This window comes from Streptomyces sp. NPDC094032, from assembly GCF_040303965.1.
Classification (GTDB): domain Bacteria; phylum Actinomycetota; class Actinomycetes; order Streptomycetales; family Streptomycetaceae; genus Streptomyces.
On sequence record NZ_JBEOUE010000021.1, the window covers coordinates 65,896 to 79,112 of the forward strand.

General features: G+C 71.0%; 10 protein-coding genes. 2 read left to right on the top strand and 8 right to left on the bottom strand.

Going from position 1 to position 13,217, the window contains the following annotated elements; all coding sequences use genetic code 11:
• Positions 1–92: 92 nt before the first annotated feature.
• Complete coding sequence (locus tag ABTZ54_RS26205; RefSeq protein ID WP_351667583.1) at positions 93–2,420, bottom strand: type IV secretory system conjugative DNA transfer family protein; 2,328 nt, start codon at positions 2,418–2,420, stop codon at positions 93–95.
• A 460-nt stretch (positions 2,421–2,880) separates the two neighbouring features.
• On the opposite strand from ABTZ54_RS26205, the gene gabT reads away from it, so the two are divergent.
• Both gabT and ABTZ54_RS26215 read left to right on the top strand, forming a co-directional pair.
• Positions 2,881–4,215, top strand: a complete 1,335-nt coding sequence (gabT, locus tag ABTZ54_RS26210) for a 4-aminobutyrate--2-oxoglutarate transaminase (RefSeq protein ID WP_351667585.1) — start codon at positions 2,881–2,883, stop codon at positions 4,213–4,215.
• 376 nt (positions 4,216–4,591) lie between these two features.
• Positions 4,592–5,068 (top strand): phosphatase PAP2 family protein, encoded by a 477-nt coding sequence (locus ABTZ54_RS26215; protein WP_351667587.1) that lies wholly within the window; start codon positions 4,592–4,594, stop codon positions 5,066–5,068.
• Here ABTZ54_RS26215 and ABTZ54_RS26220 read toward each other — a convergent pair.
• The 7 genes from ABTZ54_RS26220 to ABTZ54_RS26250 form a co-directional block, all read right to left on the bottom strand.
• On the bottom strand, positions 5,037–6,839 hold the full coding sequence (locus tag ABTZ54_RS26220; RefSeq protein WP_351667589.1) for a chitinase: 1,803 nt from the start codon (positions 6,837–6,839) through the stop codon (positions 5,037–5,039). The genes ABTZ54_RS26215 and ABTZ54_RS26220 overlap by 32 nt on opposite strands.
• Before the next feature lie 97 nt (positions 6,840–6,936).
• A complete protein-coding gene (locus tag ABTZ54_RS26225; protein WP_351667591.1) occupies positions 6,937–7,428 on the bottom strand; it encodes a hypothetical protein in 492 nt (163 codons plus the stop codon).
• A 131-nt stretch (positions 7,429–7,559) separates the two neighbouring features.
• Positions 7,560–8,987, bottom strand: a complete 1,428-nt coding sequence (locus ABTZ54_RS26230) for an NAD(P)/FAD-dependent oxidoreductase (RefSeq protein WP_351667593.1) — start codon at positions 8,985–8,987, stop codon at positions 7,560–7,562.
• A 36-nt stretch (positions 8,988–9,023) separates the two neighbouring features.
• Positions 9,024–9,818: an ABC transporter permease gene (locus ABTZ54_RS26235; protein WP_351667595.1), complete on the bottom strand. Its 795-nt coding sequence runs from the start codon at positions 9,816–9,818 to the stop codon at positions 9,024–9,026.
• Positions 9,818–10,744 carry an ABC transporter permease gene (locus tag ABTZ54_RS26240; protein ID WP_502997317.1) on the bottom strand — a complete coding sequence of 309 codons (927 nt, stop codon included), beginning with the start codon at positions 10,742–10,744 and terminating at the stop codon, positions 9,818–9,820. Before ABTZ54_RS26240 ends, ABTZ54_RS26235 begins: the two co-directional genes overlap by 1 nt.
• A 2-nt stretch (positions 10,745–10,746) precedes the next feature.
• Positions 10,747–11,895: an ABC transporter ATP-binding protein gene (locus tag ABTZ54_RS26245; RefSeq protein ID WP_351667597.1), complete on the bottom strand. Its 1,149-nt coding sequence runs from the start codon at positions 11,893–11,895 to the stop codon at positions 10,747–10,749.
• A 42-nt stretch (positions 11,896–11,937) separates the two neighbouring features.
• Positions 11,938–13,185, bottom strand: coding sequence for an ABC transporter substrate-binding protein (locus ABTZ54_RS26250; protein ID WP_351667599.1), 1,248 nt, complete (start codon positions 13,183–13,185; stop codon positions 11,938–11,940).
• Between the last annotated feature and the right edge of the window lie 32 nt (positions 13,186–13,217).

Here is a 13,217-nt window from a genome sequence, read left to right on the forward strand (position 1 = left end):
CCTTTGAGGGGAGGGCAGGCGCTGCCCGTCGGGCGGCGCGCCCCCGATTGTGCCAGCCCGCCGAGGGGGGCGCCCTCGGCGGCGGCGGGGGCTCAGGCGCGCAGGTCGACGAGGAGCGGAGGGGTCTGCTCGCCGCGGACGTGGGTGAGGGAGACGACGGCGTGGCCGGGGGGGACGGAGTGGGCGAGGTCGGAGGCGGACCAGCGCTCGCGGTCGATCGTCCGTACGGTCACGGCCTCCGTCGTCACGGCCTGACCGGTGACCTTCTTGCGCACGGCGTGGAGGAACCGGGTCATCGGCTGGTCGGCGAAGACGGTGTGGTGGGCCACCTCGGTGACCTCCACCTGCTCGATGCCCCATGCCTCGGCGAACGCCCGGCCGTCCCAGGTGGACATGCCGGAGAACGCCATCCGGCACCCGACGACCGCGAGCAGCGGGCCGTGCAGCGGCTCGGGGACCTCGGCGAAGGTGCGCAGGGCGAGCACGACACCGGCGTTCTGGGGGCGCAGCCGCTGGAGGCCGCGCACTGTCCCGGGGGTGAGCGCACCGGCCGCGTCGTCGAGGACGAGGCAGACGAAGTGGGACCCGCTCGCGCTCGCCCGGTCCCGTACGGCGGTCTGGAACTGGGCGAGGATCAGCCGGTTGAGCAGCCGGGCGGCCTCTTCGTGAGCGCCTTCCGGGAGGCTGATCCGCACCCGCATCGGGTGCCGCACGACGGCCCGCAGGGCGAACGCCCTGTCTTCCGCACCGCCGCCGCCGAAGAACTCGGCGAAGACGGGCCGGTCGAGCGTGGCGAGCCGGTCGGAGAGCACCGGGCCGAGGTCGGTGGCGCCGCCGGCCTGCCGGATCCGGGACTCCAGCTCGCGGCGCATGGCCGTGACGGCGCCTCCCTCGGGCAGCCGGTCGAGCAGGTCCCGCAGGGTCTCGGGGCCGGCTTCGAGGAGCTCCCGCAGCACCGGGACGGCGGGGAAGCGTCCGTACGCGGCCCGGTACGGGCCGATGATCTGCGCGAGGACGGTGGCGGCGCGCCGGGTCTCCACGCCCGGCATGTCGCCGACGAGTCCCTCCGCGAGCAGCGCCCCGGCCTCGTCCGGGTCGGTGGCTCCGGCGTACAGGTCGAGGTCGTGCCGCGAGGCCGGATCACCGAGCCGGATCACGACGTCGTAGCCCTCGTCGCCGCCCAGCGGCGCCCCGGCGGCACCGACGGCCACGACGGCGCAGCCGCCGGTGAGGGCCTGGAGGGTGAGCGACTCGACGACGGGCGCCACGAGGCCGCGGGTCTTGCCGGAGCCGGAGGGGCCGACGGCGAGCAGCGAGGTGCCGAGCAGCGCGGGGTCGAGGGCGAGGCCAGCACCTTGGTACTCGGCGGGGGTGCGTTCGGCGGGGGCGTAGCGGCCGACCCGGACCTGTCCGAGGAGCAGGTCGTGGGCGGCGGTCCTGCGCCCCGGCAGGTCGCGCTCGCCGGACGGGTGCCCCGCGGCGGCGGCGCCCTGCCTGACGAAGGCGTCGAGGAGCCCGGCCCGGCTCGCCCCGTCCCCGGCGGACCGCGCCCACGCGCGCCGCACCCGCGCGATGTCGACGTCGCCCATCCGCCCGCCGGCCACCTCGACGGCGAGCGCGTCGGCGGCGCGGTGCTCGCCGGCGGCACGGAGTTCGGGCCACTGGGACGGCGGGACGGCGGGGCTGACGGGGCCGACGGGGCCCGTGGTTGCGGTGGACGCGGAGCGGGCCCGCCAGGTGAGGAAGAGCTGCTTCCAGTCGCCGAGCCAGGCGAACGGCCACAGGACGAGGAGCGTGATCAGCGTGTAGAGGCTGTAGACCACGAGGGGTGACGCGAAGATCTCGAAACCGTCGGTGATCAGGGCGACGCCGGCGAGCAGGAGGCTCGCGAGCGGCAGCGCCGTCCAGTCGAGGCCGAAGGCCTCGGGCCACACGAAGACCAGGGCGATGAACGCCAGCACGGCGGCGAGCAGAGCGCGGCGAGCGGGCCTGAGCCGCTTCATGTAATGCCTGGCGATCTTGACCCAGGAGCCGAGGAAGCCGACGCCCGCGACGAGCAGGGTGAAGAACACGCCGTCCAGGACGAGCCGTGCCGCGTCGCCGTGCCAGTCGACCGCCACGGTGCTGCCCGGCCAGAACCACTCCTTGGGAGTCAAGGACCACACGATCTCGGACTTGTACGGGAAGAGACCCGAACTCCAGACGGACCAGATGACCACCCCGATGGCGGCCGGCAGCAGCATCCCGATGATCGTGACCGGCGCCAGCCGCTCGGCCAGGCGCTTCGGGAGCGCGTACCGGAACCGCCAGATGCCGAGCCTGGCCTCCGGCCGGGGCGCGTCCATCCAGTCGGCCACGGGGTGCCGGTCGGCGGGGGCCCGGCCGGGGAGGGGCGGGGCGGTGGCGGGAGGCGGAGGCAAGAGGGGAGCATGCGCGGCCGGCGGCACGATCGGAGCAGCGGCGGGAACCGGCGGCACCCCGTTCGCAGGCCCCGCCGGCCGCGGCACAGGCGCCCCCGCCGGCCGGGGCGCGGGCGGCACCGCAGGCCGGGGCGCGGCCGGCGTCGTCGGCGGCCCCCCAGGCGCCGGCCAAGCCCCCCCGCCCCCCACCCCGTCACGTGACTCGTACATGCCGTCGGTCTCCATGAAACCCCTGCCCCCTGACCAGCCAGGTCGCCGCATCCGTGCAACCGTCAATCTAGTGCCGATCCGCCCCCGCCGAGCCGTTTCGCCCAGCCGGGCGAATCCGTGCCGCCATGTCCACCACGGACAACGACACACCCCCCACCACTCCCGATCGGCGCATGCCTCCGCCCCTCCCTCGCGCCTAGATTGCGGAGGAAACCCGCACGTGCGTCCAGAACACCCCCAGGAGCCCCGCATGAACGCTGTCCCGCAGGAGCGGCGCGTCGTCACCGCCATTCCCGGCCCGAAGTCGCAGGAGCTTCAGGCCCGCCGTCTCGGTGCGGTCGCCGCCGGCGTGGGCTCCACGCTGCCGGTGTTCACCAAGCGGGCCGGTGGCGGCATCATCGAGGACGTCGACGGCAACCAGCTGATCGACTTCGGCTCCGGCATCGCCGTGACCTCCGTGGGCGCCTCCGCCGAGGCCGTGGTCCGCCGCGCCTCCGCGCAGCTCGCGGACTTCACCCACACCTGCTTCATGGTGACGCCGTACGAGGGGTACGTCGAGGTCTGCGAGGCGCTGTCCGAGCTGACCCCGGGCGACCACGCCAAGAAGTCCGCCCTGTTCAACTCGGGCGCCGAGGCCGTCGAGAACGCGGTCAAGATCGCCCGTTCGTACACCAAGCGCCAGGCCGTCGTCGTCTTCGACCACGGCTACCACGGCCGCACCAACCTCACGATGGCGCTGACGGCGAAGAACATGCCGTACAAGCAGGGCTTCGGTCCGTTCGCCCCCGAGGTCTACCGCGTGCCGGTCGCCTACGGCTACCGCTGGCCCACCGGTGCCGAGAACTGCGGCCCCGAGGCCGCCGCCCAGGCCATCGACCAGATCACCAAGCAGATCGGCGCCGACAACGTCGCCGCGATCATCATCGAGCCGGTGCTCGGCGAGGGCGGCTTCATCGAGCCGGCCAAGGGCTTCCTGCCGGCGATCGTGAAGTTCGCCAACGACAACGGCATCGTCTTCGTCGCCGACGAGATCCAGTCCGGCTTCTGCCGCACCGGCCAGTGGTTCGCGTGTGAGGACGAGGGCATCGTCCCGGACCTCATCACCACCGCCAAGGGCATCGCGGGCGGTCTGCCGCTCGCCGCGGTCACCGGCCGCGCCGAGATCATGGACTCCGTCCACGGCGGCGGCCTCGGCGGCACCTACGGCGGCAACCCGGTGGCGTGCGCCGGTGCGCTCGGCGCCATCGAGACCATGAAGGAGCTCGACCTCAACGCCGCGGCGAAGAAGATCGAGTCCGTCATGAAGGCCCGTCTGACGGCCATGCAGGAGAAGTTCCCGGCCATCGGCGACATCCGTGGCCGCGGCGCGATGATCGCGATCGAGCTGGTCAAGGACCAGGCGACCAAGGAGCCGAACCCGGAGGCCGCCGCCGCGCTCGCCAAGTTCTGCCACAACGAGGGCGTCCTCGTCCTGACCTGCGGCACCTACGGCAACGTGCTGCGCTTCCTGCCGCCGCTGGTGATCGGCGAGGACCTCCTGAACGAGGGCCTGGACGTGATCGAGAGCGCGTTCGCCCAGATCTGACGGTCCGTGTGAAGAAGCTGTGGGGGGCCGATGGCGGGATGGAGATCCGGCTGTCGGTCCCCTTCTTCGTGCCGTACGGTTTCAGCAGATGAGAGAAACACCCCGGGCGGAGCCTCCCCAGCCCCGCCCACACCGTGCCCTCGCGCACACCGCTGGAGCCCTGGGCTCCGGAACTCCTCACCGATCGGATGGCCGCCCGCCCCACACCCCCCGGGGCGCGCGGCAGCCCGGTCCGGGCGACCGCCCCGGAACAACCCCCCCTGTTCCGGGGCGGTCGGCTGCCTTCTGGGCCCTGGTCGCCCTCACCCTCACCACCTGGCAGGTCCTGGTCCACGGCCCCCTGGCCCGCCTCGACGAACGCCTCTCCCGCGCCCTGGTGGACACCGTCCCGCGCGGCCTGAGCGAGACCGCCTCCGACCTGGGCAACCTGACGGTCGCACTGCCGGTCCTGGCCGCCGCCATGGCGTACGCGATCCGGCACGGCCGCCGCACCGAAGCCCTCTTCGCGGGCCTGACCATGGCCGCCGTCCCCCTCCTGGTCGTCCCCCTGAAGGAATGGACCGCCCGCCCCGGCCCCCTGGAACCCTGGGCCCACGGCTACTACCCCTCGGGCCACACGGCCACGGCCCTGATCGCCTACTTCAGCGCGGCCTTCCTGGTCTCTCGACGCCTGGTACCCGTCGCCGCCGTCCTCACGGCGGTGACGGGCACCGGACTGGTCCTGCGCGGCTACCACTGGCCCCTGGACGTGCTGGCCAGTTGCTGCCTGGGGGTGCTGATCCTGTTCGTCAGCGCCCGGCTGCGGCTCTCCCGGCAGCCCGCTACGGGAAGTACGCGTCGAAGTTCCGGCTGAACTCCCCCTGGTTGTACCGGTCCCAGTTGATCGACCAGGTCATCAGGCCGCGCAGGGCCGGCCAGGTGCCGTGGGTCTGGTACGAGCCGCAGTTCTGCTTCTTCGTCAGGCAGTCCAGGGCCTTGTTCACCTCGGCCGGGGTGGTGTAGCCGTTGCCGGCCTGGGTGGAGGCGGGGAGGCCGATGGCGATCTGGTCGGGGCGGAGGGCCGGGAAGACGCGGTCCGTGTTGCCCGCGACGGGGAAGCCGGTGAGGAGCATGTCGGTCATGGCGATGTGGAAGTCCGCGCCGCCCATGGAGTGGTACTGGTTGTCGAGGCCCATGATGGAGCCCGAGTTGTAGTCCTGGACGTGCAGCAGGGTGAGGTCGTCGCGCAGGGCGTGGATGACCGGGAGGTAGGCGCCGGCGCGCGGGTCCTGGCCGCCCCAGGGGCCGGAGCCGTAGTACTGGTAGCCGAGCTGGACGAAGAAGGTCTCGGGGGCCATGGTGAGGACGAACTTCGTCCCGTACTTGGCCTTCAGGGTCTTGACCGCCGAGATCAGGTTCACGATGACCGGGCTGGTCGGGTTGCGGAAGTCGGTGTCGCCGGTCTGGAGCGAGAGGGAGTGGCCCTCGAAGTCGATGTCGAGGCCGTCCAGACCGTACTCGTCGATGATTTTCGAGACGGAGGAGACGAAGGTGTCGCGGGCGGCCGTGGTGGAGAGCTGGACCTGGCCGTTCTGGCCGCCGATGGAGATCAGGACCTTCTTGCCCGCGGCCTGCTTGGCCTTGATGGCGGCCTTGAAGTCGGCGGCGGACTCGACGCCCGGGCACTCGGTCGCGGGGCAGAGGCTGAAGCGGATGTCGCCCGAGGTGACCGAGGTCGGTTCGCCGAAGGCGAGGTTGATGACGTCCCAGGAGTCGGGGACGTCGGCCATGCGGGTGTAGCCGGAGCCGTTGGCGAAGCTGGCGTGGAGGTAGCCGACGAGGGCGTGGGCGGGCAGGGAGCCGCCGGGGTTTCCGCCGCCTCCGCTGGTCGTCGTACCGGTGACGGCGGTGGACTTCGCCGACTCGCCCGCGCTGTTCACCGCCGAGACCTGGAAGCTGTACGAGGTCGAGGGCGTCAGGCCGGTCGCCGTGTACGAGGTGCCGGAGGCGGTCGCGAGCGCGGCGCCGTCCTTGTAGAGCTTGTAGGAGGTGGCGCCGGAGACGGCGGGCCAGGTGAGGGTGACCGAGGAGGACGTCGCGGAGCCCGCCGTCAGGCCGGTCGGGGTGGGCGGGATCTGGACCGGGTCGCCGCCGGGGCCGAGCAGGGACAGGTCGTCGGCGGTGTAGGCGCCGGTGCCGTACCAGCCGTGGGTGTAGATCGTCACCGAGGTGGTCGAGGCGCCGGTGGTGAAGGTCGTGGCGAGCCGCTGCCAGTCGGGGGCGGACTGGGTCCAGGCGGAGACGTCGGTGGTGCCGGTGCCGGACGCGCCGAGGTAGACGTAACTGCCGCGGACCCAGCCGCTGAGCGCGTACGTGGAGTTCGGCTTCACGGTGACGGTCTGCGAGCACTTCGCGTTGTCGCTGCCCGCGGGCGTGGCCTGGAGGGCCTTCGTCCCGCCGTGCACGGGCGCGGAGACGACCGCCCCGCTGCCGGCGGTGCAGCTCCAGCCGTCCAGGCCGGACTCGAAGCCGCCGTTGCGGGCGAGTTCGGTGTCGGCGGCCTGGGCCAGGGGGGTGAGCGCCACGAGTCCGCCGGCGGCGAGGACGCCCGCCAGCAGCAGGGTGAGAGGTCTGGTGCGGTCCACAACTGCCTCCGGGAGTGGGGGGAATCGAGGTGGAGCGCGCCACAGCATGGTCCAGACCAATTGAGTGGTCAAGACCTCTGCCGTGGATGATGGCGTGTCAGATGCCTGAGGACGGGGTGCCCGACTCCCTTGTTCCGCGTGCCAGTTGGCCCGCCGCCTCGTGCATCGCCAGTTCGAGCAGCGTGGCGTCCGTGAGCGTGCCCAGCGCGTCGGGGGTCACCAGCCAGCGCACCCCGCCGGTCACCCGGCCCGGGTACGGGACGACGATCCAGGTGCCGCTGCCGGCCCCGCGCACCCCGGTGCCGAGCCAGCGCGCGGCGGTGCCCGGTGGCACGAAGAAGCCCATCCGGGCGTCGCCGAAGTCGGCGAGCACCGGGCCCGGCCGGTCCACCAGGCGGCTCAGCACGTCGAGCGTCGGATAGCCGAGCTCGGACGGCAGGATCAGTACGTCCCACAGCCTGCCGGCGGGCAGCAGCGCGATCCCGTGCGGGTTGCGCTCCCATTCCCACCGGCAGGCGTCGGGATCCGGCGCGACCGAGGCCAGCCACTCCACGGCGGTCCTGGCGTCCGAAGCCCCCGAACCAGTCATCGCGACGATCTCCTCTCCGTATGGACCCCGCCGGTCGCGGTGCCCACACGGAGAGAGGGGGCTGCCTCTCGGCTATGACGCGGGTTTCCTACCAGTGAGTTGTGATCTGGATCACATGGCGGAGCGAGGGGTCAGCTGTCGAAGCCCAGGCCCAGCTTGTCCATCGTCTTCAGCCACAGGTTCCGCCGGCCGCCGTTCTCGTCGGCGCGGGCCAGCGACCACTTGGTCACCCCGATGCCCGCCCAGGCGATGGGCTCCGGCGGGAACGGCAGCGGCTTGGAGCGGACCATCTCCAGCCGGGTGCGCTCGGTCTGCTCCCCCGCCAGCAGGTCCAGCATCACGTCCGCGCCGAAGCGCGTGGCGCCGACGCCGAGACCCGTGTAGCCCTGCGCGTATGCCACCTTGCCCTGGTGCGAGGTGCCGAAGAAGGCCGAGAAGCGGGTGCAGGTGTCGATGGCGCCGCCCCAGGCGTGGCTGAAGCGGAGGCCCTCCAGCTGCGGGAAGCAGGTGAAGAAGTGCTCGGCCAGCTTCAGATAGGTCTCCGGGCGGTGGTCCATCTCGGCGCTCACCTTGCCGCCGAACTGGTAGATCGCGTCGTAGCCGCCCCACAGGATCCGGTTGTCCGCGGTGATGCGGAAGTAGTGGAACTGGTTGGCGCTGTCGCCCAGACCCTGCCGGTTCTTCCAGCCGATCGAGGCGAGCTGCTCGGCGGAGAGCGGCTCGGTCATCAGCGCGTAGTCGTACACCGGGACGGTGTAGTGCCGCAGCCGCTTGACCAGCGACGGGAACACGTTGGTGCCGAGCGCGACCCGGCGGGCCGCGAGCCGGCCGTACGGCGTGCGCACGACCATGCCGCCGCCGGAGCCGCCCGCCGAGACCAGGTCGAGCGCCGGGGTGTTCTCGAAGATCCGCACGCCCAGGTCGAGACAGGCGCGCTTGAGCCCCCAGGCCAGCTTGGCCGGGTGCAGCATCGCGACCCCGCGGCGGTCCCACAGACCGCCCTTGAAGGTCGGCGAGGCGACCTCGGCGCGGATCGCCTCGCCGTCCAGGAGTTCGAGGCCGTCGGCGAGGCCGAGCCGCGCGGCCTCCTCGTACAGCTCGTGGAGCTCGTCCACCTGGTACGCCTCGGTGGCCACGTCGATCTCACCGGTGCGCTCGAAGTCGCAGTCCAGGGAGTAGCGGGCGACGGCCTCCTCGATGGCGTCGAGGTTCTGCTCGCCCATCTTCTCCAGGGTGGCGAGCTCGCCCGGCCAGCGGGCGAGCCCGTTGCCCAGGCCGTGCGTCAGGGAGGCGGCGCAGAAGCCTCCGTTGCGGCCCGAGGCGGCCCAGCCCACCTCGCGGCCTTCGATGAGCACGACGTCCCGGGAGGGGTCGCGCTCCTTGGCGATCAGCGCGGTCCACAGACCGCTGTAGCCGCCGCCCACGACGAGCAGGTCACAGCGCTCGCTGCCGGTGAGGGCAGGCAGGGCGCCGGGCTTGCCGGGGTCTTCCAGCCAGAAGGGGACGGGCTGGGCGTCGGAGAGAGATTGTGCAGCGAGACGCATGGCGACTGGGGCCATGGTTTCCAACTCCTTCGGTGCCTGACCGGCTTTCGGTCAGGCTGTTGCTGTTTTCTTGCGCCGGTTCGTGACGATCTGACCGGCCACTACCACCAGGACCGCGATGACGAACATCGCCGTACCGATGACGTTGATCTGAACGGGCGTACCGCGCTGTGCCGAGCCCCAGACGAACATGGGGAAGGTCACGGTCGAGCCCGCGTTGAAGTTGGTGATGATGAAGTCGTCGAACGAGAGCGCGAAGGCCAGCAGCGCGCCGGCCGCGATGCCGGGCGCCGCGATCGGCAGCGTCACCCGCAGGAAGGTCTGCACCGGCCCCGCGTAGAGGTCGCGCGCGGCCTCCTCAAGACGCGGGTCCATGGACATCACACGCGCCTTGACCGCCGTCACGACGAACGACAGGCAGAACATGATGTGGGCGATCAGGACCGTCCAGAAGCCCAGCTCGGCGCCCATGTTCAGGAAGAGCGTGAGCAGCGAGGCGGCCATGACGACCTCGGGCATCGCCATCGGCAGGAAGATCAGCGAGTTGATCGCGCCACGCGCCCGGAAGCGGTAGCGGACCAGCGCGAAGGCGATCATCGTGCCGAGGACGACGGCGCCGACCGTCGCCCACGCGGCGAGCTGGAGCGAGAGGGACAGCGAGCCGCACATGTCGGCGACGCCGCAGGGGTCCTTCCAGGCGTCCAGGGAGAACTTCTGCCACGCGTAGTTGAAGCGCCCGTTCGGCTTGTTGAACGAGAACACCATCACGACGACGTTCGGCAGGATCATGTACGCGAGCGTGAGCAGCCCCGCGATGACGACAAGGTTCTGTCGGATCCAACGCATCAGACCAGGTCCTCCGTTCCCGCCTTGCGGATGTAGACGGTGACCATGAGGAGCACGATCGCCATGAGGATGAAGGACAGCGCGGCGGCCGTCGGGTAGTCGAGCACGCGCAGGAACTGCGACTGGATGACGTTGCCGACCATCTTGGTGTCGGTCGAGCCGAGCAGTTCGGCGTTGACGTAGTCGCCGCTCGCCGGGATGAAGGTGAGCAGCGTGCCGGAGACGACACCCGGCATGGAGAGCGGGAAGGTCACCTTGCGGAACGTGGTCGAGGGGGAGGCGTACAGGTCCTGCGCCGCCTCGTGCAGCCGGCCGTCGATCCGCTCCAGGGAGGTGTACAGCGGCAGGATCATGAACGGCAGGAAGTTGTACGTCAGACCGCACACCACCGCCATGGGCGTGGCGAGCACCCGGCTGCCCTCGGTCCAGCCGAGCCAGCTGGTGACGTCGAGGACGTGCAGCGCGTTGAGCGCGTTCACCACGAGGCTGTCGTCCGCGAGGATCGTCTTCCAGGCCAGCGTACGGATGAGGAAGCTGGTGAAGAAGGGCGCGATGACCAGGACCAGGAGGAGGTTGCGCCAGCGTCCCGCCTTGAAGGCGATCAGGTACGCGAGCGGGTAGCCGAGCAGCAGGCAGAGCAGGGTCGCCGTGCCCGCGTACAGCAGCGAGCGGACGAACTGCGGCCAGTACTCCTGGAAGGCGTCCCAGTAGGTCTGGAAGTGCCAGGTGACCTCGAAGCCCTTCTCCAGGGAGCCGGTCTGCACCGAGGTGGAGGCCTGGTAGACCATCGGCAGCGCGAAGAAGACGAGCAGCCAGATGATGCCGGGCAGCAGCAGCCAGTACGGGACGAGCCGCTTGCGGGTGGAGGGTTTGCGCGGGACCGGGTCGCCGGCCGCGGGCGCCGCCTCCTTCACGAGGGTGGGGATGCTCACGCGGCGTCCTCCACCGTCTCGACGCCCGCGTCGATGTCCTGGGCCGCGTCGAGGCCGAAGGTGTGGGCCGGGTTCCAGTGCAGGACGACCTCGGCGCCGGGGACGAGGCGCGCGTCGCGCTCGACGTTCTGCTCGAAGACCTGGAGCTCCGCGCCGGCCGGCGAGTTCACCGTGAACTGGGTGGAGACGCCGATGAAGGACGAGTCGACGATCCGGCCGGCGACCCGGTTGCGGCCGTCGGCGATGGTGGCCTCGTCGTCGGCGTGGGTGATCGTGATCTTCTCGGGGCGCACGCCGACCAGGACCTTGCCGCCCGTGCGGACGGCGTCCGTACAGCGCGCGCCGGGCACGCGCAGCCTGGCGCTGCCCGCGGTGGCCAGGACGTCGCCGCCGGCCTCGACGACCTCGGCCTCGATGAGGTTGGAGGTGCCGAGGAAGTTGGCGACGAAGGTGGTCTGCGGGTTCTCGTACAGGTCGGCGGGGGCGCCGAGCTGCTCGACCCGGCCGCCGTTCATGACCGCGACCTGGTCGGCCATGGTCATGGCCTCCTCCTGGTCGTGGGTGACGTGCACGAAGGTGATGCCGACCTCGGTCTGGATGCGCTTCAGCTCCAGCTGCATCTGACGGCGCAGCTTGAGGTCGAGCGCGCCCAGCGGCTCGTCGAGCAGGAGGACCTGCGGGTGGTTGATGAGCGCGCGGGCCACGGCGACGCGCTGCTGCTGGCCGCCGGAGAGCTGGTGCGGCTTCTTGTGGGCGTGCTCGCCGAGCTGCACGAGGTCGATCATCTCGTCCACCTGCGGCTTCACCGACTTGATGCCGCGCCGGCGCAGACCGAAGGCGATGTTCTCGAAGATGTTCATGTGCGGGAAGAGCGCGTAGGACTGGAAGACCGTGTTCACCGGGCGCTTGTACGGCGGGAGGTCGGTGACGTCCCGGTCGCCGAGGAAGACGGTGCCCGTGGTGGGGTCCTCCAGGCCGGCGATCATGCGCAGGGTGGTGGTCTTGCCACAGCCCGAGGCGCCGAGGAGGGCGAAGAACGAGCCCTGCGGGATCGTCAGGTCGAGCGGGCGGACGGCGTGGAAGGAGCCGTAGGACTTGCTGATGCCGGAGAGACGGACATCGCCGCCGGTGTTGTTGTCAGTCATGGGTTGCGGTCCCGGTGGGTCGTAAGGAAAGGGCGGCGGCGGTCAGGCACCGATGAGCTTGGCGAACTTCTCCTCGTACGCCGTCTCCTCCGCGCTGCTCAGCGAGCGGAAGGCGTGCGACTTCCGGGCCATCGCCTTGTCGGGGACGATCAGCGTGTTGTTCGCGAGCTCGGGGTCGATCTTGGCGAGCTCGTCCTTCACCCCGTCGACCGGGCAGACGTAGTTGATGTACGCGGCGAGCTGCGCGGCCACCGGAAGCTCGTAGTAGTAGTCGATCAGCTTCTCGGCGTTGGTCTTGTGCCGGGCCTGGGCGGGGATCAGCAGGTTGTCGCTGGAGGTGATGTAGCCGGCCGAGGGGATCGCGAACTTGATGTCCGGGTTGTCCGCCTGGAGCTGGATGATGTCACCGGCCCAGGCGAGGCAGGCCGCCAGGTCGCCCTTGTCGAGGTCGGAGGTGTAGTCGTTGCCGGTGAAGCGGCGGATCTGCTTCTTGTCGACCGCCTTCTGGAGCCGGCCGATGGCGCCGTCGTAGTCGGCGTCGGTGAACTTCCCGGGGTCCTTGCCCATGTCGAGCAGGGTCATGCCGACCGAGTCGCGCATCTCGGTGAGGAAGCCGACCCGGCCCTTGAGCGCGGGGTCGTCGAGCAGCTGGGTGACGGAGTCGACCTTCTTGCCGCCGGTCGCCTTGGAGTTGTACGCGATGACGGTGGAGATGCCCGTCCAGGGGTACGAGTAGGCGCGGCCCGGGTCCCAGTCGGGGCGGCGGAACTGCGCGGAGAGGTTGGCGTACGCCGTGGGGAGGTTCGACGCGTCCAGCTTCTGCGCCCAGCCGAGGCGGATCATGCGGGCGGCCAGCCAGTCGGTGACGCAGATCAGGTCGCGGCCGGTGTCCTGGCCGGCCGCGAGCTGCGGCTTGATCTTGCCGAAGAACTCGACGTTGTCGTTGATGTCCTCGGTGTACTTGACCTTGATGCCGGTCCGCTTGGCGAACGCCTCCAGCGTGGGCCTGGACTTCTCGTCCTCGCTGACGTCCATGTACTCGGTCCAGTTGGAGAAGTTCACGGTCTTCTCCTTGGCCGAGAAGTCCGTGGACTCCGGGCCCGCGCCCTCCCGTTTGGCCGGCGGGATGCCGCAGGCGCTCAGGCCGGCGAGTCCGCCGACCGTGAGCGCGCCGACGCCACCCGCGCGCAGCACCGAACGGCGGGTGAGCGCGCCCCGGCCGCTCGTGAGAGTGCGCCGCATCGCCGCGATCTGCGCCGCGGACAGAGGGTCGGGCTGGTACTGCTCCATGCGCTGTGCCCTTTCGGGATGGTTCGCCGCTG